This is a genomic window from Variovorax boronicumulans, assembly GCF_019352895.1.
Taxonomy (GTDB): Bacteria; Pseudomonadota; Gammaproteobacteria; order Burkholderiales; family Burkholderiaceae_C; genus Variovorax; species Variovorax boronicumulans_A.
The window spans coordinates 195734-218794 of the sequence record NZ_JAAAFX010000014.1 but is presented as its reverse complement, the minus strand read 5'-3'; the positions used below and the strand labels follow the sequence as shown (position 1 = coordinate 218794).

25 protein-coding genes are annotated in these 23061 nt (G+C 70.3%); 10 read left to right on the top strand and 15 right to left on the bottom strand.

Annotation, left to right across the window (positions count from 1 at the left end; translation table 11 throughout):
* Positions 1-4: 4 nt before the first annotated feature.
* From K0H49_RS27405 to K0H49_RS27380, 6 genes are read right to left on the bottom strand one after another with little or no spacing between them, the layout of a single operon-like run.
* Positions 5-565 carry a CoxG family protein gene (locus K0H49_RS27405; RefSeq protein ID WP_219219611.1) on the bottom strand — a complete coding sequence of 187 codons (561 nt, stop codon included), beginning with the start codon at positions 563-565 and terminating at the stop codon, positions 5-7.
* A 33-nt stretch (positions 566-598) separates the two neighbouring features.
* On the bottom strand, positions 599-1801 hold the full coding sequence (locus tag K0H49_RS27400; RefSeq protein WP_219219609.1) for a vWA domain-containing protein: 1203 nt from the start codon (positions 1799-1801) through the stop codon (positions 599-601).
* A 14-nt stretch (positions 1802-1815) separates the two neighbouring features.
* Positions 1816-2739: an AAA family ATPase gene (locus tag K0H49_RS27395; protein ID WP_219219607.1), complete on the bottom strand. Its 924-nt coding sequence runs from the start codon at positions 2737-2739 to the stop codon at positions 1816-1818.
* Between the two features lie 9 nt (positions 2740-2748).
* The gene (locus K0H49_RS27390; protein WP_219219605.1) at positions 2749-3540 is read right to left on the bottom strand and encodes an FAD binding domain-containing protein; all 792 of its coding nucleotides are present in this window, start codon (positions 3538-3540) and stop codon (positions 2749-2751) included.
* 17 nt (positions 3541-3557) lie between these two features.
* Positions 3558-6002, bottom strand: a complete 2445-nt coding sequence (locus K0H49_RS27385) for a xanthine dehydrogenase family protein molybdopterin-binding subunit (protein WP_219219603.1) — start codon at positions 6000-6002, stop codon at positions 3558-3560.
* A gap of 10 nt (positions 6003-6012) precedes the next feature.
* Positions 6013-6504 (bottom strand): (2Fe-2S)-binding protein, encoded by a 492-nt coding sequence (locus K0H49_RS27380; RefSeq protein WP_219219601.1) that lies wholly within the window; start codon positions 6502-6504, stop codon positions 6013-6015.
* Between the two features lie 233 nt (positions 6505-6737).
* Here K0H49_RS27380 and K0H49_RS27375 point away from each other — a divergent pair, with 233 nt between their 5' ends.
* Positions 6738-7853, top strand: coding sequence for a helix-turn-helix domain-containing protein (locus tag K0H49_RS27375; protein WP_219219599.1), 1116 nt, complete (start codon positions 6738-6740; stop codon positions 7851-7853).
* 133 nt (positions 7854-7986) lie between these two features.
* On the opposite strand, the gene K0H49_RS27370 is transcribed toward K0H49_RS27375, so the two are convergent.
* The 4 genes from K0H49_RS27370 to K0H49_RS27355 are packed head-to-tail and all read right to left on the bottom strand — an operon-like array spanning position 7987 to position 11615.
* Positions 7987-8970 (bottom strand): aldo/keto reductase, encoded by a 984-nt coding sequence (locus K0H49_RS27370; protein WP_219219597.1) that lies wholly within the window; start codon positions 8968-8970, stop codon positions 7987-7989.
* Positions 8967-9365, bottom strand: coding sequence for a MerR family transcriptional regulator (locus tag K0H49_RS27365; RefSeq protein ID WP_219219595.1), 399 nt, complete (start codon positions 9363-9365; stop codon positions 8967-8969). Before K0H49_RS27365 ends, K0H49_RS27370 begins: the two co-directional genes overlap by 4 nt.
* A 55-nt stretch (positions 9366-9420) precedes the next feature.
* A complete protein-coding gene (locus tag K0H49_RS27360; protein ID WP_219219593.1) occupies positions 9421-10893 on the bottom strand; it encodes a sensor histidine kinase in 1473 nt (490 codons plus the stop codon).
* Positions 10890-11615 carry a response regulator transcription factor gene (locus K0H49_RS27355; protein WP_219219590.1) on the bottom strand — a complete coding sequence of 242 codons (726 nt, stop codon included), beginning with the start codon at positions 11613-11615 and terminating at the stop codon, positions 10890-10892. Before K0H49_RS27355 ends, K0H49_RS27360 begins: the two co-directional genes overlap by 4 nt.
* A 98-nt stretch (positions 11616-11713) precedes the next feature.
* Between K0H49_RS27355 and K0H49_RS27350 the strand changes: the two genes are divergently transcribed.
* The 3 genes from K0H49_RS27350 (at position 11714) to K0H49_RS27340 (ending at position 13527) form a co-directional block, all read left to right on the top strand.
* A complete protein-coding gene (locus K0H49_RS27350) occupies positions 11714-12352 on the top strand; it encodes a cytochrome b/b6 domain-containing protein (RefSeq protein WP_219219589.1) in 639 nt (212 codons plus the stop codon).
* Positions 12349-13140 carry a molybdopterin-binding protein gene (locus K0H49_RS27345; protein ID WP_219219587.1) on the top strand — a complete coding sequence of 264 codons (792 nt, stop codon included), beginning with the start codon at positions 12349-12351 and terminating at the stop codon, positions 13138-13140. The genes K0H49_RS27350 and K0H49_RS27345 overlap by 4 nt, the downstream gene beginning before the upstream one ends.
* Before the next feature lie 105 nt (positions 13141-13245).
* Positions 13246-13527 (top strand): pentapeptide MXKDX repeat protein, encoded by a 282-nt coding sequence (locus K0H49_RS27340; protein ID WP_219219585.1) that lies wholly within the window; start codon positions 13246-13248, stop codon positions 13525-13527.
* 45 nt (positions 13528-13572) lie between these two features.
* On the opposite strand, the gene K0H49_RS27335 is transcribed toward K0H49_RS27340, so the two are convergent.
* From K0H49_RS27335 to K0H49_RS27325, 3 genes are all read right to left on the bottom strand, one after another.
* Positions 13573-14835 (bottom strand): putative Na+/H+ antiporter, encoded by a 1263-nt coding sequence (locus tag K0H49_RS27335; RefSeq protein ID WP_219219583.1) that lies wholly within the window; start codon positions 14833-14835, stop codon positions 13573-13575.
* Positions 14836-14986: 151 nt separating this feature from the next.
* On the bottom strand, positions 14987-15460 hold the full coding sequence (locus K0H49_RS27330; protein ID WP_257625241.1) for a cupin domain-containing protein: 474 nt from the start codon (positions 15458-15460) through the stop codon (positions 14987-14989).
* Positions 15461-15783: 323 nt separating this feature from the next.
* Positions 15784-16590 carry a TOBE domain-containing protein gene (locus tag K0H49_RS27325; protein WP_307886095.1) on the bottom strand — a complete coding sequence of 269 codons (807 nt, stop codon included), beginning with the start codon at positions 16588-16590 and terminating at the stop codon, positions 15784-15786.
* Between the two features lie 136 nt (positions 16591-16726).
* Between K0H49_RS27325 and K0H49_RS27320 the strand changes: the two genes are divergently transcribed.
* The 5 genes from K0H49_RS27320 (at position 16727) to K0H49_RS27300 (ending at position 20487) form a co-directional block, all read left to right on the top strand.
* Positions 16727-17800 carry a nitroreductase family protein gene (locus K0H49_RS27320; RefSeq protein ID WP_374122435.1) on the top strand — a complete coding sequence of 358 codons (1074 nt, stop codon included), beginning with the start codon at positions 16727-16729 and terminating at the stop codon, positions 17798-17800.
* Positions 17797-18282: a tRNA (N6-threonylcarbamoyladenosine(37)-N6)-methyltransferase TrmO gene (gene tsaA / locus K0H49_RS27315; RefSeq protein WP_219219579.1), complete on the top strand. Its 486-nt coding sequence runs from the start codon at positions 17797-17799 to the stop codon at positions 18280-18282. Before K0H49_RS27320 ends, tsaA begins: the two co-directional genes overlap by 4 nt.
* An 85-nt stretch (positions 18283-18367) precedes the next feature.
* Complete coding sequence (gene modA / locus K0H49_RS27310) at positions 18368-19132, top strand: molybdate ABC transporter substrate-binding protein (protein ID WP_219219577.1); 765 nt, start codon at positions 18368-18370, stop codon at positions 19130-19132.
* A gap of 3 nt (positions 19133-19135) precedes the next feature.
* Entirely contained in the window at positions 19136-19789 is a 654-nt protein-coding gene (modB, locus tag K0H49_RS27305; protein ID WP_219219575.1) for a molybdate ABC transporter permease subunit, read from the top strand.
* Between the two features lie 5 nt (positions 19790-19794).
* Positions 19795-20487 (top strand): ATP-binding cassette domain-containing protein, encoded by a 693-nt coding sequence (locus K0H49_RS27300; RefSeq protein ID WP_219220369.1) that lies wholly within the window; start codon positions 19795-19797, stop codon positions 20485-20487.
* A 5-nt stretch (positions 20488-20492) separates the two neighbouring features.
* Here K0H49_RS27300 and K0H49_RS27295 read toward each other — a convergent pair whose 3' ends face one another.
* Both K0H49_RS27295 and K0H49_RS27290 read right to left on the bottom strand, forming a co-directional pair.
* Positions 20493-20870, bottom strand: coding sequence for a nuclear transport factor 2 family protein (locus tag K0H49_RS27295; protein ID WP_219219573.1), 378 nt, complete (start codon positions 20868-20870; stop codon positions 20493-20495).
* Between the two features lie 109 nt (positions 20871-20979).
* Positions 20980-22260 (bottom strand): SUMF1/EgtB/PvdO family nonheme iron enzyme, encoded by a 1281-nt coding sequence (locus tag K0H49_RS27290; protein WP_257625240.1) that lies wholly within the window; start codon positions 22258-22260, stop codon positions 20980-20982.
* Positions 22261-22427: 167 nt separating this feature from the next.
* Between K0H49_RS27290 and K0H49_RS27285 the strand changes: the two genes are divergently transcribed.
* The gene (locus K0H49_RS27285) at positions 22428-23048 is read left to right on the top strand and encodes a TRAP transporter small permease subunit (RefSeq protein WP_219219571.1); all 621 of its coding nucleotides are present in this window, start codon (positions 22428-22430) and stop codon (positions 23046-23048) included.
* Positions 23049-23061: the final 13 nt, after the last annotated feature.

Genomic DNA, 23061 nt, shown 5'->3' with positions numbered 1-23061 from the left:
GGTGTCAGCTCGCGTCGGCGTCCTTCTTGCCGCCCAGGCCGATCTTCTGCATGAAGCCGGCCACCGCGCCCTTCTTCTCTTCGCCCGCCTCCTCCTCGGCGGGCGCCGGGCCGTAGCGGCGCTGCATCTCGGCATCGAAGCGCTTGAAGAAATCGTCGGCGGTGGACTTGGCGGCGCCGTCGATCAGGCGCTGGCCGAGCTGGGCGATCTTGCCGCCGACCTGGGCCTGCACCGTGTAGTCGAGTTCGCAGGCGCCGGGGTCGTCGGCCACCGGCTTGAGCGTGACGCTCGAGGCGCCCTTGGCGAAACCGGCCACGCCGCCCTGCCCTTCGAAACTGAGCTTGTAGCCGTCGGGCGGCGCGATGTCGGCGAGCGTGACCTTGCCGGTGAACTTGGCCGACACCGGGCCGACCTTGACCGCGGCCGTGACGCTGTACTGGTTGTCGCCGGTGAGTTCGAACTTGTCGCAGCCCGGGATGCACTTCTTCAGCGTCTCGGGGTCGTTGAGCGCTTCCCACGCCTGTTGCTGCGTGACGCCGAGGCGGCGGTTGCCGAGCATTTCCATGGTGTTCTTCCTTCTGTCGTGGGCGATGCGCCGCTATCGGCCGGCGCGCATCAGCGTCGCCAGGCTCGTGGCCAGCTGGCCGAGCGCGTTGAGATTGTGGACCGCCAGCATCGCGTCCGCATGGCGATGCAGGATGGCCGCACCGCGCGCAAGGGGGGCATAGCCCTCGAAACGCAGCAGGGGGTTGAGCCACAGCACGCGCCGGGCGTGCCGCTTGAGCCAGAGCAGTTCGTCCTCCAGCACCGCCGGCTCGCCGGTGTCGAGGCCGTCGCTGATCACCAGCACCAGGGTGCGGCGCCCGGTGAGCCGCCGCGCATGGGAGCGGCGAAGTTCGTGCAACGAATCGCCCAGGCGCGTGCCGCCGGCGAAATCGTCGATGGCGGCGCTGGCCGCGGCCAGCATCGCGTCGGCATCGGCGATGGCGAAGGCCGGCGTCAGGTCGGTCAGGCGCGTGCCGAAGGCGAACACATCGCGCCGGCCCGCGCGGCGCGTGGCCGCGTGCAGGAAGGCCAGCAGCAGCCGTGCATAGCGCTCCATCGAGCCCGACACGTCGATCAGCACCAGCAGCGGCAAGGGCTGCGCGCGACGCGCGAGCCGGGGCAGGCGCAGCATTTCGCCGCCCGTGCGCGCCGCCTCGCGCAGCACGCCGGGCCAGTGCATGCGCGCATGCGTGCCGCCGCCGGCCACCACGCGCAGGCGGCGCGAGGGCAAGGTGGGCACGGGCAGCGCGATGTCGCGTGCCAGCCGCTCGACCAGACGGTATTCGGCCGCGCCCAGCGCGTTGAAATCGGCATGCTGCAGGCGCTGCAGGTCGCTGGCCGTCATGGCCGCGTCGAAGTCCACCTCGCGCTCGCTCTGCGCGGGCCGGTCCGCCTCGCGCGGCGCGGCCAGGGCTTCGCGCACCCGGGGGCGGCGCTTCGACGGCTCCATCTTGCCCTCGGCGCTGGGCAGCATCTGGGCGAGCATCTTGTTCGCCAGCTCGGGGTCGCGGAACCAGGCGTCGAACAGTTCGCGGAACACGCCGCGGTCCTGCTCGCGGCTGACCATCACGGCCTCCATCGCGGCGCAGAGGTCGTCGCGCGCCTCAACGCCGACCAGCACCGCCGCCTCGGTGGCGAGCGCGATGCGCGACGCATCGGTGGGCACGCCGGCCCGGCGCAGCGCGCGGCCGAAGCCGGCGATGTTGCCGGCCATCTTGCCGCGGCGTGCGTCACCCAGCTGTTCGATCTGTTCCATGATGGCGTGCGCGTTCAGGCGCCCGCGTCCTCCGGCTGCAGCAGCTCGGCCGCCAGCGCCTGCGTCACCGCGGCCACGTCGTCGCGCTGCTTGAACAGGATGCCCGCGGTGTCGACCACGACCTCGGGGTCGAGCACCAGCGCATCGAGCGCGACCAGCGCGCGCGCCCATTCCACGCTCTCGGCGATGCCGGGGGCGCGCTGGAAGGCGTTGGCGAAGGGCGCGCTGCGCACCCGCCCGATGAAGTCCGCCACCTGGCGCGACAGCGCCTCGCCGGCCTCGGGCACCTGAGCCCGCACGATCGCGAGTTCGCGTTCGCGCTCGGGGTAGTCGAGCCAGTGGTAGAGGCAGCGGCGCTTGACCGCATCGTTGAGCTCGCGCGTGCGGTTGCTGGTGAGGATGGTGACCGGCGGCACCACGGCCGCCACGGTGCCCAGCTCGGGAATGCTCACCTGGTACTCGCCCAGGTACTCGAGCAGGAAGGCCTCGAAGGGCTCGTCGGCGCGGTCGACCTCGTCGATCAGCAGCACCGCGCCGGGGGCCGGCGTCTGCAGCGCCTGCAGCAGCGGGCGGCGGATCAGGTAGCGCGGCTGGTAGACCTCGGATTCGATGTCGCTCGACGCGCCGTGGGCTTCGGCCGCGCGCATGTGCAGCAGCTGCGCCGCGTAGTTCCATTCGTAGAGCGCCTCGCGCTGCTCCAGGCCGTCGTAGCACTGCAGGCGCAGCAGCTCGCGCTGCAGCGCGATCGACAGCGCCTTGGCCAGCTCGGTCTTGCCCACGCCCGGCTCGCCCTCGAGCAGCAGCGGACGCTGCAGCTTGAGCGCGAGGAACACGGCCGTGGCGAGCCGGCGGTCGGCGAAGTAACCCGCGCCCTGGAGGGCGAGGGTCACCGCATCGATGCTGGCAAAGGAGAAAGTCGAAGAAGGCGTGGCGGTCATCCCCAAAGACTAGCCGATGGCCTGCTTGACGGCGCGCTGGGTCAGCACGCTGATCAGGTTCGCCCGGTACGCCGCCGAGGCATGCAGGTCGCTGTTGAGGTCGCTCGCATCGATCTTCACCGCGGCCACGGCCTCGGGCGTGAAGCTCTGGTTCAACGCATCCTCCAGCCCGGTGTGGCGGAACACGCCGTTGCCCGCGCCCGTGATGGCCACGCGCACGCCGGCGTCGTACTGCGCGAGGAACACGCCGACCAGCGGGAAATGCGAGGCCTTCTGGCGCAGCTTCTCGTAGTGCGCGCGCTTGGGGATCGGGAAGCGGATCGCGGTGATCAGCTCGCCCTCGGCCAGCGCGGTGGTGAACAGGCCCTGGAAGAAGTCGTCGGCCGCGATCTCGCGCTGGTCGGTGACGATGGTTGCGCCCGAGGCCAGCACGGCGCTCGGGTAGCAGGCCGCCGGGTCGTTGTTGGCGACCGAGCCGCCGATGGTGCCCATGGCGCGCACCTGGCGGTCGCCGATGCGCGAGGCCAGGTCGGCCAGCGCCGGGTAGGCCGCCTTGATGTCGGCATGGTTCGCCACGTCGAGGTGGCGCGCCATGGCGCCGATCACGAAGGCGTCGCCTTCCTTCTTGATGCCGGCGAGTGCGGCGATGCCGCTGAGGTCGACCAGCTGTTCGGGCGCGGAGAGGCGCAGCTTCATGGAAGCCAGCAGGGTCTGGCCGCCGGCCAGCGGCTTGCCGCCGGCGGTGGCGAGCTTGGCGGCATCGGCCACGCTGGCCGGACGTTCGAGGGTAAAGGGGTACATGGAAGTCGCTCCTGGGTTCAGACGGGCGGACGGCCCTGGGTGCTCGCGGCGAGCGACGGGGTCTGCGGCTGCTGGGTCGGCGTGGTGGCGCCCTTCTGCATCGCCTCCCACACGCGGTGCGGCGACGCGGGCATGTCGAAGTCCTTGACGCCCAGCGGCGCCAGCGCATCGAGCACCGCGTTGATCACGGCCGGCGGCGAGCCGATGGCGCCGGCCTCGCCGCAGCCCTTGGAACCGATCGGGTTGTGGGTGCAGGGCGTGCTCAGCGTGTCGAGCTTGAAGTTGGGGAAGTCCTGGGCGCGCGGCATCGCGTAGTCCATGAAGCTGCCGGTGAGCAGCTGGCCGGTCTCGTTGTCGTAGACGCAGTTCTCCATCAGCGCCTGGCCGATGCCTTGCACGATGCCGCCATGCACCTGGCCCTCGACGATCATCGGGTTGATGATGGTGCCGAAGTCGTCGACCGCGGTGAAGCGGTCGATGGTGACCTCGCCCGTGCCCTTGTCGATCTCGACCTCGCAGATGTAGGTGCCGGCCGGGTAGGTGAAGTTGGTCGGGTCGTAGAAGGCGGTCTCGTTGAGGCCGGGCTCGAGCTTGTCGAGCGGGTAGTTGTGCGGCACGTAGGCCGTGAGCGCCACCTGGCCGAAGGGGATCTTCTTGTCGGTGCCCTTGACCGTGAATTCGCCGTTGGCGAACTCGATGTCGGCGTCGCTGGCCTCCATCAAATGCGCCGCGATCTTCTTGGCCTTGGTCTCGATCTTGTCCAGCGCCTTCATGATCGCCGTGCCGCCCACCGACAGCGAGCGCGAGCCGTAGGTGCCCATGCCGAAGGGCACGCGGCCGGTGTCGCCGTGCACGATGTCGACGTTCTCCACCGGAATGCCCAGGCGCGCCGCCACCAGCTGCGCGAAGGTGGTCTCGTGGCCCTGGCCGTGGCTGTGCGAGCCGGTGAACACCGTCACGCTGCCGGTCGGGTGCACCCGCACCTCGCCGGCTTCGAACAGGCCGGCGCGCGCACCGAGCGCGCCCGCCACGTTCGACGGCGCCAGGCCGCAGGCCTCGATGTAGCTGCTGTACCCGATGCCGCGCAGCTTGCCCTTCTTCTCGCTCTCGGCCTTGCGCGCGGCCAGGCCCGAAACCTCGGCCAGTTCGTTCGCGCGGTCGAGCAAGGCGGGGAAGTCGCCCGTGTCGTACTGCAGCGCGACCGGCGTCTGGTAGGGGAAGCTGGTGATGAAGTTGCGGCGCCGGATCTCGTCCTGCGGCAGGTTCAGCTCCCAGGCGCAGCGCGACACCAGGCGCTCGACCAGGTAGGTGGCTTCGGGCCGGCCCGCGCCGCGGTAGGCGTCGACCGGCGCGGTGTTGGTGAACCAGGCGTCGACCTCGACGTAGATCTGCGGCGTGGCGTACTGGCCGGCCAGCAGCGTGGCGTAGAGGATGGTCGGGATGGCCGTGGAGAAGGTCGACAGGTAGGCGCCCAGGTTGGCGTCGGTGTGCACGCGCATCGCGAGGAACTTGCCGTCCTTGTCCATCGCCATTTCCGCATGGCTCACGTGGTCGCGGCCGTGGGCGTCGGAAAGGAAGCACTCCGAGCGCTCGCCGGTCCACTTGATGCTGCGGTTGAGCTGCTTGGCGGCCCAGGTCAGGCACACGTCCTCGGCGTAGAGGTAGATCTTGGAGCCGAAGCCGCCGCCCACGTCGGGCGCGATCACGCGCACCTTGTGCTCGGGCAGGCCCAGCACGAAGGCCGTCATGAGCAGGCGCTCGACGTGCGGGTTCTGGTTCGACACGTAGAGCACGTACTCCTCGGTCGCCCGGCTGTAGTTGCCGATGGCCACGCGCGGCTCGATCGGGTTGGGGATGAGCCGGTTGTTGACCAGGTCGAGCTTCGTCACGTGCGCCGCGTTGGCGAAGGCCGCGTCGACGCCGGCCTTGTCGCCCAGCGTCCACTTGTAGCACTGGTTGTCGGGCGCCTCGTCGTGGATCGTCACGCCGCTCTGCTTCCTGGCGGCGTCGGCCACGCCGACCAGCGCGGTGTGCACGTCGTAGTCGACCACCACGGCCTCGGCCGCGTTCTTGGCCTGCTCGACGGTCTCGGCCACCACCATCGCGACGTGGTCGCCCACGTAGCGCACCTTCTTGATCGCCAGGATCGGGTGCAGCGGCTCCTTCATCGGCGTGCCGTCGGGGTTGTGGATCAGCCAGCCGCAGGGCAGTCCGCCCATCTTGCCCTCGATGTCCTTGCCGCTGAAGATGCCGATCACGCCGGGCATCTTCAGGGCCTCGGCCGTGTCGACCGAGCGGATGGTGGCGTGCGCGTGCGGCGAGCGCACGAAGATCGCATGGCTTTGCGCGGCCATGGTCACGTCGTCGGTGTAGTTGCCGGCACCGGTCAGGAAGCGGTAGTCCTCCTTGCGGCGGAGCGCCTCGCCGATGTGCGGGAGCTTGGCGAAATCGGATGCACCCATGGTGTGCTCCTCAGGCCGCGACGGGCTTGGTGGCCGCCGCGGTCATGTTCTGTCCCCCCATGACCACCGCCTTGACGATGTTCTGGTAACCCGTACAGCGGCACAGGTTGCCGTCGAGCAGCGCGCGGATCTCGGTCTCGCTCGAATTCGGGTGGTAGGTGCACAGGTCGATGGCGCTCATCACCATGCCCGGGGTGCAGAAGCCGCACTGCAGGCCGTGGCACTCCTTGAAGGCCGCCTGCATCGGGTGCATGGTGCCGTCGGGCTGGGCCACGCCCTCGATGGTGGTGATCTCGGCGCCCGCCACCTGGGCCACCAGCACGTTGCAGGACTTGATGGCGCGGCCGTTCACATGCACGGTGCAGGCGCCGCACTGGGCCGTGTCGCAGCCCACATGGGTGCCGGTCAGGTGCAGGTGCTCGCGGATCGCGTGCACGAGGAAGGTGTTGGGCGGGGCGTCGACCGTGGCCGCGCGGCCGTTGACGGTGAAAGATACCTGCATGTGGCTGTCTCCGTATAGGTGATGGCTGGGGGGAACTGTTCACGCAGCTTCCGCGGATCGCGTTCACAGGCCCCGCTGGGGCAAAGTCCATCTTGGGCGCGGGGTGGAGGCCTACCCCTAGGCAAAACCCTCGCCGCTTGCAGGGCGGCGCCGATATTCTCAAAATGCAACAGTGCGCCACGGTTCACACCCCGCCCTGCCGCAGCTCCAGCCCCACGCCACGCCTGCACACGATGATCACCACGCCCACCCTGCCGCCCCGCGACGGCAGCCGTCTTCTCGCCATCGCCCAGGCGCGGCGGCAGTGCATCCATGGCGAGGACGTGGCCCTGGCCGCGCCGGTCGAGCCCTGGCTGCTGCGCTCCTGGCAGCGCTGCCTGGCGGCCGGCCATCGGCCGCAGCAGCGCCTGAACTTCGAGCCGGTCGCGCGCGCTGCCGTGCACGAGGCCGACGAGCGCCACCGCGCACTGCTCGGCGCGGCGCGGCCGGTGCTCGCGCGGCTGTCGCGCGCCATCGCCGACACGCGCTACTTCGCGCTGCTGACCGATGCCGAGGGCGTGGTGATCGAGATCGGCGCGCTGCCGGACGGCAGCGACGATGCGGCACGCCGCGCGCGCGACATCGCCCGCGTGGGCGTCGACCTGTCGGAGCGCGCCGTCGGCACCTCCGCCATCGGCGCGGCGCTGGCCGAGCACAGCGCGGTCTGGCTGCACCGCGCCGAACATTTCTTCGACGACACCGGCATCTACAGCTGCGCGGGCGCCCCGCTGTTCGGGCCGCAGGGCGACTGCATCGGCATGCTCGACCTGACCGGCGTGCAGGCGATCGAGCGGCCCGAGCTGCGGCACCTGGCCGCGCTGTCGGCGCGCAGCATCGAGAACGCGCTGGTGCGCGCGCAGCCCCACGCGTTGCTGCTGCGCCTGAACTGGCCGGGTTGCGCCAGCGGCGAAGAATCCGAAGGCCTGCTCGCGCTCGATGGCGAGGCGCGCGTGGTGGCAGCCAATGCCGCGGCCCGGCAGATGCTGAACGCCCCGCTGCGCCCCATCGCCGGGGCGGCGCCGGGTGCCGACACGCTGTTCGCCCTGCCGATCGGACTGCTGTGGGACAGCGCCCGCCATGCCGGCCCGCTCGAGATCCCGCTGTGGTCCGGCCTGCGCCTGCAGGCCTGGCCGGAACTGCCCATGCGCCCTGCCACCGCGCCCGCGGCCCCGGCACGGCTGCGCGACGTGGAAACGGCGCTGATCCGCAAGGCGGTCGAAGACGCGCGCGGCAACGTGGCCGAGGCCGCGCGCACGCTGGGCATCAGCCGCGCGACGGTCTACCGCAAGCTGGCCACGCGCGTGCGCTGAACCTCGAAGCGCGCGCACGAAGCGCTGCGAACACGCCGAGCCAGCCAGCGCCGGGCTCGGGCGCGGCGCACGCCCCTGCGGTGCGCACCGCAGCTGCGGCACCGGGGGGTGCCGCAGCCTCATTCACACGTTCTCAAGCGTTCAGGCCCTTCATGCCTTCTTCGGTGTAGCGTCCACCGGCCGCCACGCCGATCGGCAGCGCCGCGCCGATGCGCGCCAGATCGTCGGCCGACAGCACGACGTCCAAGGCGCCCAGGTTGTCGTCGAGGTAGCGGATGCGCTTGGTGCCCGGGATCGGGATCACGTCATCGCCTTGGGCCAGCAGCCAGGCCAGCGCGAGCTGGGCCGGCGTGCAGGCCTTCTCGGCCGCCAGCGCCTTGACCGTTTCGACGATGCGCAGGTTGCCCTGCAGGTTCTCGTCGGCGAAGCGCGGGTTGGAGCGGCGGAAGTCCTTGGCGTCGAGCGAATCGCTCGTGACCTGACCCGTGAGAAAGCCCCGGCCCAGCGGGCTGTAGGCGCAGAAGGCCGCACCCACCTCGCGGCAGGCCTGCAGCACGCCCTGCTCGGGGTCGCGCGTCCACAGCGAGTATTCGCTCTGCACCGCGGCGATCGGGTGCAGCGCGGCCGCACGGCGCAGCGTGTCGGGCGACACCTCCGACAGCCCGATGGCACGCACCTTGCCGGCCTTGACCAGCTCGGCCAGCGCGCCGATCGAATCCTCCAGCGGCGTCTCGAGGTTGAGCCGGTGGATGTAATAGAGGTCGATGGTCTCCACGCCCAGTCGGCGCAGCGAGGCCTCGCAGGCCGAGCGGATGTAGGCCGGCGAGTTGTCGACACGGCGCTCGTAGCTGCCGGGCTTGCGCACCAGGCCGAACTTGGTGGCGAGCGTGACGCGCTCGCGCTTGCCCCGGAGGAAGCGGCCCAGCAGCTCCTCGTTGGCACCGAAGCCGTAGGCGTCGGCGGTGTCGAACAGGGTCACGCCCGCGTCGAGCGCGTGTTCGAGCGTGGCCAGCGACTGGGTGTCGTCGGTTTCGCCGTAGAACTCCGACATGCCCATGCAGCCGAGGCCGAGTGCCCCGACCTGAAGGCCACTGTGGCCGATGGAGCGTTGCTTCATGCTGCTTTTTCCTTTTTCAATGGATGAGGACTGCGCTCGATGGCGCGGTAGTGCGTGATCTTGTCCGCCAGGATGCCGGCCGCGCGCTGCATCTCGGCGATGGACGCCTGCACCTCGGCCAGGTGCGCTTCCATCATCTGCCGCCGTTGCGCGGCCGTGGCATCGCCCTGGCTGCGCAAGAGGGCGAATTCCTGCATCCGGGCGATCGGCATGCGGGTCTCGCGCAGGCGCAGCAAGAAGCCGATCCAGTCGAGGTCCGCGGCCGCATAGCGGCGCTGGCCGCCGGCGGCGCGTGTCACCGCCGCAATCAGGCCGATGCGTTCGTAGTAGCGCAGCGTGTGCGCCGTGAGGCCGGTGCGGCGCGAGACCTCGTCGATGCTGAGGGGGGAGTCCATGGCGTGCATTCTCGAAGTTCGAGTGCACTCCAAGTCAAGAACAATCGCGCTTCTTCTATTGCAGCCCGAAGGTGAACACCGCGCCGCGCCCCTCGCGCGGCTCCAGCCGGATGTCGCTGCCGTGCAGCTGCAGGATGCGCCAGACGATCATCAGCCCGAGCCCGCCCTCGCGCTGGCGGCCCGCCGCGAATGCGGGCCGGGTGAAGATCACGGGCTTCAGTTCCTGCGGCAGGCCCGGGCCGGTGTCGCTGACCTCGACGCGGATGCCCGCCCCTTCGCCGGCCAGCCGGACCCGGACCTCGCCGCCTTCGGGCGTGTGGCGGATGGCGTTGTCCAGCAGGTTGGTCAGCACGCGCTCGATCATGCCCAGGTCGGCGTGGACGGCCGGCAGGCCCTGCGCGATGTCGGCCACCAGGCGCTGGCGCCGCGCCTCGGCCGCAAGCTCGAACTTCTGGAACACGTCCTGCACCAGGTCGGCCAGCGCGAAGCGCTCCTTCTCGGGCTTGACCACGCCGTACTCCAGCCGCGCCAGCTCGAACAGCTCCTGCGCCAGCCGGCCGACCTTGCGGCTCTGGCCCAGCGCGATCTCCAGGTAGCGGCGGCGCTCGGCGGGCGCGAGCGTGTCGGCCTTCATCTGCAGCGTCTCGAGGTAGCCGTGCAGCGAGGTCAGCGGCGTGCGCAGGTCGTGCGAAATGTTGGCGAACAGTTCGCGCCGCTGCTGGTCCTGCGCCGTGAGCTCGCGCCATTGCTCGGCGATGCGCTGCGCCATCTTCTGGAAGGCCTGGCCCAGCATGCCAATCTCGCCGCCCGTGCGCGCCACGCGGTCGAGCGCGGGCGTGGCCTGCTCCAGCGCGGCCACGCCCTCGCGCTCGAGGCGCTCGACCGCGCCGGTCAGTTCGCGCAGCGGCCGTGTGATGAGCCGGAACGCAAACAGCCCCGCCACCAGGCCCAGCAGCGCGACCAGCGCCATCGACCACAGCGTGGTTCGCATCACGCTGCCGGCCGCGACGTTGGCGGCCACCGCCTCACGGTCCTCGCCCGACAGCACCACGTAGACGTAGCCCGCAGCGCGCCCGTCGACCTGCAGGGGCGCGGCGCTGAAGACCTTGCGAGCGCCGTCGCCGCGCGGATCGTCGCCCAGGACCGGCAGCGCCGCGCCGCCCAGCAGCTTACGGATCGGTGCCAGGTCGACGCGGTCGCGCTTCAGATGGCCCGGCGGTGCGGCCTGCGCGACGATCCGGCCGTCGGTGCCCAGCAGGTAGACCTCGACGCTGGGGTTGACCGCCATCAGCTGGTCGAACAGCGCGTGCACCGCCGTGTCGTCGAGGCCGTTGGCGCGCATCAGTGCGGCATTGCCCGCGATGTGGGCCGCCAGGCCCATCGACAGGCGTTGCGTCACCTCCTGCTCGTGCCGCCCGCCGGCCGACCACTGCAGCCAGGCCGAGGCCCCGCAGCAGGCCAGCAGCAGCACCGCGAACACGGCCGACAGCCGGTGCGAGAGGCTGGACGAGGCGAACCAGGCCTTCATGCGCCGGCCTCCGGTGCGTCGGTGGGCGCCAGCTTGTAGCCGCGCCCCCAGACCGTGAGGATGCGGCGCGGCTCGGCCGGGTCGGCCTCGATCTTCATGCGCAGCCGGTTGATGTGCGTGTTGACCGTGTGCTCGTAGCCGTCGTGCTGGTAGCCCCAGACCTGGTTGAGCAGGTCGAGCCGCGAGAACACCCGGCCCGGATGGCGCGCGAAGAAGTACAGCAGGTCGAACTCGCGCGGCGTGAGCTCGATCGGCTTGCGGTCGACCCACACCTCGCGCGCCACCGGGTCGATGTCCAGGTTGCCGAGCGCGAGCCGGCCCGACTCCATGCGTGCGTTGCGCGCCATCGCCTCGGTGCGCCGCAGCAGCGCGCGCACGCGCGCCACCAGCTCCAGCACCGAGAAGGGCTTGGCCAGGTAGTCGTCGGCGCCCAGCTCCAGCCCGAGGATGCGGTGCACCTCGCTCGAGCGCGCGCTGGTGATGATGATCGGCGTGTAGCGCGTCATGGCGCGGGCGCGGCGGCAGATCTCGAGGCCGTCGATGCCCGGCAGCATCAGGTCGAGGATCAGCGCGTCCCAACTGCCGCGCTCGAGCTCGCGTGCACCGGCGTCGCCGTCGGCCGCATGCGTCACGGCATAGCCCTCGTCGTGCAGGTGCATGCGCAGCAGCTCGGCGATGTGGGCATCGTCCTCGACGATCAGCACGCGTTTGGCGGTTTCCATGTGGGCCCATTCTGCGACGGGACGGCCGCGGGAGTTATCACGAATTATTGAACTCTTCGTGAGGATTCGGCCAGCAGGTGCGCCCAACAATCCGCCCCATGCAAGACCCATCCCTCACCCCCGATCGCCGCCCGATCCACCCGGTGTGGATGCGCATCACCCACTGGCTCAATGCGCTGGCGGTGCTGGTGCTGGTGACCAGCGGCTGGCGCATCTACAACGCCGCGCCCTTCTTCCCCTTCGAGATCCCGAAGAGCCTCACGCTCGGCGGCTGGCTGGGCGGCGCGCTGCAATGGCATTTCGCGGCGATGTGGCTGCTGGCGGCCAATGGGCTGGTCTACCTGGCGCTCAACATCGCCAGCCGCCGCCTGTTCCGCAAGTTCTTCCCGCTGGCGGTCCGGGGCATCTGGCACGACGCACTCGCGGCCCTGCGCGGGCGGCTCTCGCATGCCGATCCGCGCCACTACAACAGCGTGCAGCGCGCCGCCTACCTGTTCGTGATGCTGGACATCGTGCTGCTGGTGCTGTCGGGCCTGGTGCTCTGGAAGTCGGTGCAGTTCGCGGTCCTGCGCGACCTGCTGGGCGGCTACGACTTTGCGCGCCGCATCCACTTCTTCGCGATGGCCGCGCTGGTCGGCTTCGTCGCGGTGCACCTGGTGATGGTGGCGCTGGTGCCCCGCACCCTGCTCACGATGCTCAGCGGCCGCGCCGGCCTGCCCAAAGGAAAGACGTCATGAAGATCCTTCGCCGCCTGCCGCTGACCGGCGTCGACAGCGAGGCCGCGCTGGCCGAAGCCCGCCAGCTGATCCAGCGCAAGGTCGAACACCCCGCGCGCCGCGCCTTCCTCACGCGCTCGCTGACGCTGGGCGGCCTGTCGCTGCTCACGGGCTGCAGCATCAGCGACAACGCCGGCGTCGAGGCCGCGCTCAACACCATCTCGCGCTTCAACGACAAGGTGCAGGGGCTGATCTTCGATCCCACGCAGCTTGCGCCCACGTATCCCGAATCGATGATCACCCGGCCCTTCCCCTTCAACGCCTTCTACGGCGAGAGCGAGGTCCGCGAGGTCGACGAAGCCAGCTACCGGCTCGAGGTGACCGGCCTGGTGGCCGACAAGCGCCAATGGACGTTGGCCGAGTTGCGCGCCATGCCGCAGCAGGACCAGGTCACGCGCCACATCTGCGTGGAGGGCTGGAGCGCCATCGGCAAATGGGGCGGTGTTCGCTTCGCCGACTTCCTGCGGCGCGTGGGCGCCGACACCAGCGCGAAGTTCATCGGCTTCAAGTGCGCCGACGACTACTACACCAGCATCGACATGCCGACCGCGCTGCATCCGCAGACCCTGCTCACGCTGACCTACGACGGCGAGCCGCTGCCGCCGAAGTACGGCTTTCCGATGAAGCTGCGCATGCCGACCAAGCTGGGCTACAAGAACCCGAAGCACATCCAGGCGATCTTCGTCACCAACACCAACCCTGGCGGCTACTGGGAAGACCAGGGCTACAACTGGTTCGGCGGGAGCTGAGCGCCTCGAGGCTCAGCACTGCTGCAACGCGAGGCCGGCGCACTGTCGAACCCGGCCATTTTTCTCTCTCTCGACAACCGCTCTCATCACATCAAGGAAACCCAAATGAACAAGCTCAGCACCACCCTCCTCGCCGCCTTCATCGCCGTCGGCTCGGTCTCGGCCTTCGCCGCCGACGAGATGGCGAAGGACGGCATGGCCAAGGATTCGATGTCGAAGGACAGCATGTCCAAGGACGGCATGAAAAAGGATTCGATGAAGAAGGATTCGATGGCCAAGGACGGCATGTCCAAGGACGCGATGTCCAAGGACGGCATGAAGAAGGACGCCATGGGCAACGACGCGATGTCGAAGGACGCGATGTCCAAGGACGGCATGAAGAAGTGAGGCCGCCGAAGCGACGCGGCGCACCCGCGGCGCTTCAGCGCCTTGTCACAGGAACAGGAAGGCCGCCGCGGCCACCGCCGTGGGCCCCAGCGCCCCGAGCAGCAGCCCGCCCGCACCGACCGTCTCGTCCGCGAAGCCACGCTTGAGCAGGGCGATGCCGGCAGGATTGGGCGCGTTGGCGATGACCGTCAGGCCACCGCCCGCGACCGCGCCGGCCACCAGCATGTACTTCGATTCCTCGGAGATGCCGACGATCAGCGAGCCGAGGTAGGTCAGCGCGGCGTTGTCGGTGATGGCCGTGAGGCCCAGTGCGCCGAGGAACAGCGCAACCGGCGTCAGGCCCGAGACGATGGGCTGCAGCCACCATTGCTGCATGCCGCCCAGCACCACCAGGCCGGCCAGGAAGAAGCCCACCAGCAGGGCCTCCTTGATGATCAGCGGGTTCTGGTGCCGCTCGTAGGCCTGCGTGAAGCCGAGGAACATCAGGAACAGCCCGAGGAACACCACGGGGTGATGCGCGAACAGCACCACGCCCGCCAGCAGCCCCACGTGCACGACCACCACGGTCGGCGGCACGCGCGTCTCGGTGGCGGCGCCGTCGCGGGCCACGGGCGCGGGCCGCAGGTGCTTGCGCAGCACGAAGGCCGCGACGCTGGCGTTCACCAGCACCGCCAGCGCGGCCTTCCAGCCGAAGGTGGCGAACATGAAGGCGCTGTCCCATTGCCAGGTGGTGGCGACCATCAGCACCGGCGGTGCCGCATAGGAGGTGAGCGTGCCGCCGATCGAGATGTTCACGAACAGCACGCCGAGGGCCACGTACTTGACGCGCTCGGGCACCTCGGGTCGGAAGATCTGCGGCGCCAGCATGAGCGCGGCGATGGTCATCGCGGCCGGCTCGGTGATCAGCGAGCCGAACAGCGGCACCGCGGCCAGGCCCAGCCAGGCCGTGGCCAGCGGCGTGGACACCGGCAGCACCCGCGCCAGGGTGTCGACGCTCGCCATCACCGTGCGCAGCACCGGCCGGGACGCGGCGATCACCATCACCACGAAGACGAACAGAGGCTCGGTGTAGTTGCGTGATTCCGCATAGTCCAGCGCCTGCGTGCCACCGCTGACGAAGGCCATCGCCAGTACGAGCACGATGGCCCAGAAGCCGAAGACGACCTCGACCTCGCCCAGCAGATGGAACATTCCGGCATGGGCGGGATGGCGATGGGAGAGCCGCTCGAACTGCTTGGCGGCGAAGGTGTGGAGCAGGGCGACAGCGAAGATGGCTGCCGCGATCCATTGGATCGGGGTGTCGGTCATGTTTTTCGATCGTGACGAAACTGCGAGGCGGCCCGACCTTCGCAATGACCTGACATGCCCTGATTGGCATGCCACCCTGCCTGCATTTTACCCCACATGCCGTCATGGGCAATGAACAGCGCCCTCCCCCATCCCGCGCCGCGCGCAGGGCTCAGCGGGTGGCGGGCGTGGGCACCAGGTCGAAGTGGTCGGCCTGGTACTGGAACAGCAGGCAGTTCGTGCCCGGCTCGCAGCCGCTGAAGTGCGGCAGCTTGCCCGGGATGTAGTAATAGGAACCCGCCGGGTACTGCACCTTCTTGCCGTCCTCGAAGATCGCGTAGAACACGCCGCTCAGCACCACCGTGGGCAATGCCTGGGTGTGGAAGTGGTGCGGGTTGACATAGCCGGCCGGGAATTCCACGAAGGCCTCGTAAGGGCCCTGGCCCAGGATCTCGCCGCGCACATTGGCGGCGCGGATGCCGCCGGTGCCGGGGACGTCGCGCCATTGGAGGTCCTTGGCGGGCAGCGAGACCAGGGCTTCGGACGGGGCCGGGCCCCCTCCTCCGCCACCGCCGCAGCCGGCCAGCGCCGCGAGCGCCAGGAGGGTCAAGGCGCCGATGCGGTACTTGATGAACGTGTTCTTCATGATTCTTCCTTTGGTGTGACAGCAAACAAAATGAGGACGCCGCGACGCCACCGGTGATGAGACGGGCTCGCACCGGAGGAGGCGTTCTGGAAATCGAGATGGACCTGCGCCCTTGGGCCGGATCGGATGGTCAGGCGACGGCAGAGTCCGTGATCCGGCGGATGCCGGGGTGCTTCATGCGCGGCTGCCTTTCATGGCCGATGCGGTGTGACGACACGAATGGTAGGAGCGCGCGCCGCGGCGCACCAGCCGTCTTGCAGCACAAGATCTGTGCGCGGCGCGCACCCGCTTGCGATGCCGGCCTGGGAAATGCGGCGGCCCGCTCAGCCCGGCAGCGCGACCACCACCGCAGCCTCGTCGACCACGACGGCCACGCGCTGCCGCGTGCGCAGTACGACGTCGCGCGGCGCAAAGCCGACCAGTTGCAGCCCGGCGCCGATCGCCACCGCGATCTCGTCGCCCCCCGCGCCGCGCAGCACACCGGTCACGGCGCCGTCCAGCCGGTTGCCCGCGCTGCGCCGGCCGACCGGCGCGGCGTCGGCACGGCACACGCGCACCGCGGTGGCCTTGCACAGCACGAGCACCGACAGACCTTCATGCAGTCCCAGCAGTTCGGCACTTTCCTGGGTGATGCGTGCAGCGATGCGGCAGCTGTCGGTCGCATCGGGTGCGCGATCCGCGTCGCCGACACGCATCACCGCGCGCACGGTGCGTCCCGTCGGCGTCAGCGCCTCGATCACAGCCGGCAGCTGGTTGCGCATGCTGGTGCGCACAGCCAGTCGCGACAGGGTGGCGTCGACACGGGGCGCCGCATCGGCCCCACCGGCGGCCCAGCGCGCATGCACCTCGCGCCGCGCGGTGTCGAGGGCCTCGGCCAGTTCGAGCAGATGGCCGCCCTGGGCCGTGAGCAGCGCTCCGCCGCCGCCCGCACCGCCTACCGCCCGCTCGACCAGCGGCACGCCCGCGAGATTGGTCAGGGTGTCGATGGCCTGCCAGGCCGCCTTGTAGCTCACGCCCGCATCACGCGCGGCCTGCGAGATGCTGCCGCTGCGGGCGATACCGCGCAGCAGGTCGATGCGCTTGTCGCTCGGGCCATGCCCGAGCGCGTCGATGAGTCGGGGGCTTGCCATGCGGGGCATTGTGCAATGCCCCCGATGCCGCACGGCGCGGCGCCGCTTGCGTTATCCTTTTTTGGAATAGCGCGCGCGGCAGGCCCTCGACAGGACGTCGCCGGGCCTTGCCGCCCGCCTTGAAAGGACCCCCACCGTGAGTGCCGAAACCCTCGTCTCCGAAGCGGCCGCCCCGCGCCATTCCCTTTCGCGACTGGGCCGCCACCTGCATGCGTCCGTGCTGCGCACCTGCCTGCCGGTCGAGGCGCTGCGCGAGCTGCTGCCGCACGGGGCCGTCGCCCAGCGCGAGGTCGACGAAGCCGTGATCGCCGCGGCGGTGGCCAGCGCCGCCACCGCGGGCGCCGAGGCCGAGGCGCTGAACGCCGCACTCGACCGGCACCATGCACCGGCCCTGGCGCGTTTCGCCCGCGCCCGCGGCAGCGCCGACCTGCTGCGCGAATGGAGTGCCGCGGCCGGCTCGCCCGCCATGCCCGGCGCCTACTGGGCGCTGCTCACACACCCGCTGGCCGACCGTGCCTTGCGCCACCTGGCCTTCGGCGACGTGGAGATGCTGGGCCCCAAGGCGCCCGCCCACACCTCGCTGCCGATGCTGCTGGCGCGGCGCTCGGTGTCGCCGCGCCGGCTGACCGGGCCGGCGCCCACGCCCGAAGCCTTGGACCTGATGCTGCAGGCCGCCCTCACGGCGCCCGACCATGGCCGGCTGCATCCCTGGCGCGTGATCGAGTTCCGGGCCGAATCGCGCGCAGCGCTGGCCGACATCTTCGAGCGGGAAAAGCGCGGCCGCGATCCGATGGCGGCCGCGAGCGACCTGCGGCGCGCGCGCGAACACGCCACCCGCCCGCCCTGCCTGCTGGCCTTCGTGGTGTCGCTGCGCCAGCGCAAGCGCGTGCCACTGCGCGAGCAGTGGCTGGCGGCCGGTGCCGCGCTGGGCAACCTGCTCAACGCCGCACATGCACAGGGCTACGGCGCGATCATGCTCAGCGGCGACCGCTGCTTCGATGCCGAGATCTGCGCCGACCTCGGCCTCGGACCGCATGAATTCCTGGCCGGCTTCATCAGCATCGGCACCATCGCCGAGCCCGCGCCGGCCGTAGACCGGCCGCTGTCGCAGGCCGTCTGGTCCTGCTGGTCGGCGCCGGCGCAGGGCTCGCGCAGCGGCGCACGGCCCGCGGCCCTTGCCTTCACGGCCAGCGACAAGGCGATCGGATGAACGACGCTGTCGTCTGCCGGCCGGTCGCGCGCGTGCACAGCCGCTTCACCGAGGTCACCGGCATGCCGATCCAGTCGGCCGGCGTACCGCAGGAGCTGGCACAGGTCGAGGTCTTCGCCGAATTCGCGGCCGGCCTGCGCGACATCGAGGGCTTCGAGTACCTGGTCCTGTTCACGCACTTCCATCGCTGTGCGAGCGAGAAGCTCGAGGTCATGCCCTTTCTCGACGACCGCACCCACGGCGTGTTCGCCACGCGTGCGCCGGCGCGGCCGAACCGGCTGGGGCTGTCGATCGTGCAGTTGCAAAAGGTCGAGGGCCGCATCCTGCACATCGCGGGCAACGACATGCTCGACGGCACACCCGTCCTCGACATCAAACCCTACGTGCCGCGCTTCGACGTGCGCGCCACCGAGCGCATCGGCTGGTTCGCCGACCGCCTCGATGCGCTGCCGACCATACGCGCCGACGACCGCATGGCCTGATGCGGCTTTCCCCGGGGCGCCGCACGCGCATGCGTTGTTATGATTTCGCTATTCCCAATTTGAATAGCGAACCGAAGGACGCGAGATGAACACGACTCCCCGCTGGCTGCACAAAGCCACCCTGCTGGCTGTTTTTTCGCTGGGCAGCGTCGCGCTGCATGCGCAGGAGTTGGTGGTGTCCGCCGCGGCCAGCCTGACCAATGCCTTCCAGGCCGTCGGCCAGGCCTACGAGAAGGCACACCCGGGCGCCAAGGTGACCTTCAACTTCGCGGCCTCGGGCCCGCTGCTGGCACAGATCCAGCAGGGCGCGCCGGTCGACGTCTTCGCCTCGGCCGACCAGGAAACCATGGACCGTGCCGCCAAGGCCAACCTGCTGGCCGAGGGCACGCGCGCCGACTTCGCGCGCAACACGCTGGTGCTGATCGTGCCCGCCAGCGCCGCGGCCTCGCCCGCCAAGCTGTCCGACCTGGGCGATGCCGCATACAAGCGCATCTCGACCGGCACGCCGTCGTCGGTGCCCGTGGGCCGCTACACCATGGCCTCGGTGCAGGAAGCCGGCCTCACGGCCGCGCTGGAACCCAAGTGGATCTACGGCGAGAGCGTGCGCCAGGTGCTCAACTACGTCGCGCGCGCCGAGGTCGATGCCGGCTTCGTCTACCGCACCGACGCGCTGATCGAACGCGACAAGACGCGCATCGCGCTGACCGTGCCCACCACCACGCCCGTGAGCTACCCGATCGCGCAGATCGCCACGAGCAAGAACGCGGCCGGCGGCAAGGACTTCATCGCCTTCGTGCGCAGCGCGCCGGGCCAGCAGATCCTCGACGGCTTCGGTTTCTCCAAGCCCTGATCCTTGCTCGCCCCCCTCTGGCTCACGCTCAAGATCGCCCTGCTGGCCACGCTGCTCGCAGGGGCGATGGGCATCGCGCTGGGCTGGTGGATGGCGCGGCGCCAGTTCGCCGGCAAGAACTTCGTCGACGCGCTGTTGATGCTGCCGATGGTCCTGCCGCCCACGGTGCTCGGCTACTACCTGATCGTCGTGATCGGCCGCAACGGCGTGCTGGGCCAGTACCTCGACCGCTGGTTCGGCATCAACCTGATGTTCACCTGGCAGGGCGCGGTGATCGCCGCCTCGCTGGTCTCGCTGCCGCTCATCTACAAGGCCGCGCGCGCCGCCTTCGAGGACGTCGACAGCCGCTTCCTGCATGCCGCGCGCACGCTGGGCGCAGGTGAGTTCGAGATCTTCGCGCGCGTGGCGCTGCCGCTCGCGGTGCGCGGCATCACGGCCGGCCTGATGCTGGCCTTCGCGCGCGCCATGGGCGAGTTCGGGGCCACGCTGATGATCGCCGGCAACCTGCCCGGCAAGACGCAGACGCTGTCGATCGCCATCTACGACGCCGTGCAAGCCGGCAACGACGCCCAGGCGCTGTGGCTCACGCTGGTGATCTCGGTGGTGTGCGTGGTGGTGCTGGTGGTGTCGGGCCGCATGCTGCAGGCCAAGCATTGACGACCATGATCCCGGTGCTCGACATCCATGTGCAGACCCTGCTGGAATCGCCCGGGCGGCGCTTCGCGCTCGACGCGCGCTTCACGTCCACGACGCTGCGCACCGCGCTGATCGGCGCCTCGGGCTCGGGCAAGTCGACGGTGCTGATGGCGATCGCGGGCCTGGCGCCGCATGCGCGCGGCCATGTGCGGGTGGCGGGCGAGGCGCTGCTCGACAGCGCGCAGGGCATCGACCTGCCGGCCCGCGCGCGCGGCGTGGGCCTGGTGTTCCAGGACTACGCACTGTTCCCCCACATGACGGTCGAGCAGAACCTGGCCTTCGGCCTCTGCCGCCTGGGCCAGCGCCCCGACGAGGCCCAGCGCGCGCGCATCGACGCGCTGGTGCGCCAGTTCGACCTGGGCACCTTGCGCACGGCTTGGCCGCGCTACCTGTCGGGCGGCCAGCGCCAGCGCGTGGCCCTGGCCCGCGCGCTGGCACCGCAGCCGCGCGTGCTGCTGCTCGACGAACCGCTCTCGGCACTCGACACGGTGCTGCGGGTCCGGCTGCGCGCCGAACTGGCCGAGATGCTCGAGCGCGTGCAGGTGCCCACGCTGCTGGTCACCCACGACCCGAGCGACGTCGAGGCGCTGGCGCAGTCGGTGGTGACGCTGGACGAAGGCCGCGTCGGGCACGCGGGGCCGGCAGCCACCGCCCCCTAGCGGCCTCAGGCGCCGGCCGGCACCTTGTCCAGGAAGCCGGTCACGGCGCGCAGCTTGCCGCGGTCGAGTTGCGCGAAGTCCGAGCCCTCGATCAGGTCCTCGGCGCCCGCGGGCCCCAGCGTCCAGGCGAAGCGCAGGTTGTCGCCATGCGCATCGGCCTGGCCCTTGAGGTGGAAGCGGAAGCCGGGGTAGCGCTGCTGCACCGCGCCGACCAGCGCATCGATCGCATCGAGCCCGCGGGCCTGCGCCATCGGGTCGACATAGCTGGCATCGGGCTGCCAGCCGGCTTCGAGCAGGCGGCGGCGGCGCGCCGGGTCGGTTTCGTTCCAGACGGCGATGTAATCGTCGGCGATGCCGGTGGCATCGAGGGCGGCGGTGTTCATGCGATTCCTTTGGTTCTTGCGACCCGCAACAGCGCGGGGTGCATCAAGGATCTCGCGCGGCGCGCGCGCCGTCGATGACCTCGCGGGTCATGCCGGCCGCGCGGCCGGCTCAGATGCTGCAGCTGCGGAAGCCGAAGAAGCCGTCGTCGCGCGCCGGCAGCGCGAAGCCGCGCCACTGCGGCGAGCGCATGCGCGCGCGGGTCGCGAAGGATGCCCCCCGCAGCACGCGCGCCGTGCCGAAGACCGGCGCCGGATCGAAATCGGTGCCGAGGCTCCACGGGTCGGCGCGCCAGCCCGGCCAGGCCTGCAGCGTGCCCGCGGTCCACTCGTGCACCCCGCCCCAGCCGAAACCGCGGTGCGCGCCCGCGTGGGCCGCGATCTCCCATTCGACCTCGGTGGCGACGCGGCGCCCGGCCCAGCGCGCCCACGCGTCGGCTTCCCACCAGCTCAGGTGCACCGCGGCGTGGTGCCCCCCGGCCTGCACCATGCGGCCGAAGCGGCGCTGCAGCACCGCACTGCCGGCGCCCCGCGGGCCAGCACCGATCTGCTCCACATGGCGCGGCGCGCGGCGCCCTTCGTCCTGCTGCGCCAGCCATTGCCAGCCTCCGGGCTGCCAGAGGTCCTGTCGGTCGTAGCCGCCGTCGTCGACGAACTCGGCAAACTGCTGCCAGCTCACCGGCTGGGCATCGATCTCGAACTCGGGCACTGAGACACGCGCGGTGCCGGTCTCCTGGGACAGCGCAAAACCGGGGCCGTCGGGGGGCTGGCCCAGCGTCCAATGCGTGGCCGGCAGCAGCAGCGCTTCGCGTGGCGCGGCCGCTGGCGCCAGGGCGATGTCCAGCGGCAGGCCCAGACTCTGGGCCATCACGATCAACTGCTCGCCACGCAGGTCTTCGTGCAACAGCGCCAAGCGGTAGAAATAGAGGCCGGCGTCGGTCTCGGCCGCACGCGCGAGCAGGTCGAGCGTGCATTCCAGCGTCTCGAGCAGGTAGGCGCGCGTGGCCTCGGCATCGGGCAGTTCGGCGCTGGCACCGGGCGGCCCGCTCCACCAGTCGTCGGCCCGCGGTTCGATCGAGGCCAGCCGGGTCGGGCGTGCGGGGCAGTCCAGGCCGAAGGCGCGCTGCGTGTTGCGCGCGATCCACCATTCCGAGAACCAGGCGACGTGGCCAGCCAGCCAGAACGGCGGGACCACGCCCTCCTGCGCCTGGACCAGCGCGGCACCGGCGCCCAGCGCCTGCTCGCACAGCGACAGCAGGTGCAGTGTGTGGTTGCGCGCGTCGATCAGGGCCAGCGACAGCAGCTCGCGGCCGGCGCGCCGCATGTCGGGCGAGTCGATCGTCTTCGGCGTCGCATGCGTGGGCCGCGATGCAGGACCAGGGAGGGCAGGCATGCACGGATTATCGCGGTGCATCTTTCGTCGACCGACTACGGGCAAACGCCGCATTGGCAATGCGTCATGCCCCCATAGAATCCGCCCCACTGCACCCGACCCGCCGGCACACAACGCCGGTGTGCCGGGTGTGTTCGTATCAAGCACGTCCAAAACATGGAGCGACTATGCAAGGCCTGATGAAGTTGTCGAGAGCCATCGACTGGCTCAATGCCCAAGTGGGCAAGTACGCGATCTGGATCATTCTGGCGTCCACCGCCATCAGTACGCTCAACGCGATCGTCCGCAAGGTGTTCAACACCAGTTCGAACGCCTACCTCGAAGTCCAGTGGTACCTGTTCGCCTGGTCCTTCCTGATCGCGGCGGGCTTCACCCTGCTCAACCGCGAACACGTGCGCATCGACGTGCTCAACAGCCGGCTGTCGAAACGCACGCAGATGTGGATCGACATCCTCGGATTCGCGCTGTTCCTCACGCCGCTGTGCCTGGTGGTGCTGTACTACACCGTGCCCATGCTGATCTCGCAGTACCAGTCGGGCGAGATGTCCGGCAACTCGGGCGGCCTGATCCGCTGGCCGGTCTGGCTGGCGCTGCCGGTGGGCTTCACGCTGCTGCTGCTGCAGGGCTGGTCGGAACTGATCAAACGCGTCGCGTTCCTGCGCGGCGACGGGCCGGACCCGACGCTCAAGGTGGGCGAGAAATCGGCCGAAGAGGAACTGGCCGAAGTGCTGCGCGAGCGCGCGGGCCTCCAGCCCGCAACGCCCGAGACGGCGCCCCAGGCCCGCTGAACGAAGCGCAACG